This window comes from Spirillospora sp. NPDC046719 (genome assembly GCF_040645715.1).
In the GTDB taxonomy this organism is placed as follows: domain Bacteria; phylum Actinomycetota; class Actinomycetes; order Streptosporangiales; family Streptosporangiaceae; genus Spirillospora.
Window position 1 is genome coordinate 1 of record NZ_JBEYYT010000894.1, and the last position, 1,419, is coordinate 1,419.

1 protein-coding gene is annotated in these 1,419 nt (G+C 75.2%); it reads right to left on the reverse strand.

Going from position 1 to position 1,419, the window contains the following annotated elements:
- Positions 1 to 93: 93 nt before the first annotated feature.
- A complete protein-coding gene (locus ABZ914_RS51365; protein WP_500201812.1) occupies positions 94 to 1,338 on the reverse strand; it encodes an FAD-dependent oxidoreductase in 1,245 nt (414 codons plus the stop codon).
- Positions 1,339 to 1,419 lie beyond the last annotated feature (81 nt).

The window sequence follows — 1,419 nt, forward strand, 5'->3', positions numbered from 1 at the left end:
CGTCCGTCCGGTGGAGGATCTTCCTCCCGGTGAGATTCCTTCTACCCGGGAGGAGGATCCTCTGCCCGGCGCCTTCCGGCGCCCGTCCCGCCACTACCTCGGGTCGGCCTCCAGGGCCGGCGCGGGCCGCCGCGCCGCCGCCCTCGCCGTGGGCGTCCGGTGGACGATGTGGCGGGCGATCCGGCGCGCCGCGAAACCCGCGCCGTGCACGAACCGCATCACCGGCCCGAACGTCGGCGCCGCCGCCAGCCCCGCGAAGTACAGGCCCGGCATCGACGACTCGAAGTTCGCGCTGAGCACCGGCGCGCCGAGCCGGCTGTCCACCCGCACCCGCAGCTCCGGCGACAGCAGCTTCAGCCGCTCGATCTCCGGCACGAACCCGGTCGCCGCGATCACGTGCTCGGCCTCGACGACAAGGCGCCGCCCCGTCCGGTCGACGGTGGTGAGCGCGATGACGTCGTCCTGCTCGGCGGCCTTCACCAGGCGCCGGCCCGCCGACACGCGGACCCGCTCGTCCAGCCGGTCCCGCAGCCACCACGACCCGGCGGGCGGCAGCGTCTCGCGGACCAGCCGCAGCCGCGTCCGCTCCGGCAGGTACCGGACGACGCCGGGCCGCTCCGCCCACAGCCACGTCCGGTACCCGGTGCCGAGCCCGGACCGCGGGCCCTGCCGCAGCCGCTCGCCGAGCGTGCGGTGCTCCTTCGGCACCGTGTTCCAGTCGATCTCGCCGCGCCGCGCGATGACGTGCGGGTGCGCGCCCGCGTCGGCGAGCAGCACCGCCGTCTCCAGCGCCGACTGCCCGGCCCCGACGACCGCGACCTCCTTGCCCGCGAACAGGCTCAGGTCCCGGTGCTCGCCGCTGTGCGAGACGAGCCAGGACGGCATGCCCGCCAGCTCCTCGGGGACGTGCGCGAACGGGCCGACGCCGACCGCGACCACCACGGTGCGGGACGCGATCACCTCGCCGTTGGCGAGGGTGGTCTCGTACCCGGCCGGGCCGCCCCGCTCGACCTTCACCACCTGGCCGGCCTCGACGCCCGGCACCGCCTGCTCGGCGAACCAGCGGCCGTAGGCGACGAAGGTGTCCAGCGGGATCGGCTGGCCGAGCCGCCACTCCGGGTGGCGGTCGGTGAAGCGCAGGCCGTCCTGCGGCGCGCCGAGGCTGGACGCGAACGGCTCGGACTTCAGGTGCATGCCCTCGGGCATGCTGGTGGCCCAGTACTCCATGGGCGTGCCGATGATCCGCACCCCGAGCCCGAGGTTCTGCAGGTGCGCGGCGGTCGACAGGCCGTAGGGCCCGGCGCCGACGATGACGACGTCGCTGACCGAGTCGGTCATTTCTCGTTCCCCCGAATGTGTGTCGGTGCTGTGATGGCGCCGCGTCCCCGGGCGCCGCTGGTGATGCGGCCCGGCCGGCTC

Coding starts and splice junctions, on each gene's coding strand:
- ABZ914_RS51365 (WP_500201812.1), bottom strand. CDS start 1,338: ATGACCGACTCGGTCAGCGACGTCGTCATCGTCGGCGCCGGGCCCTAC.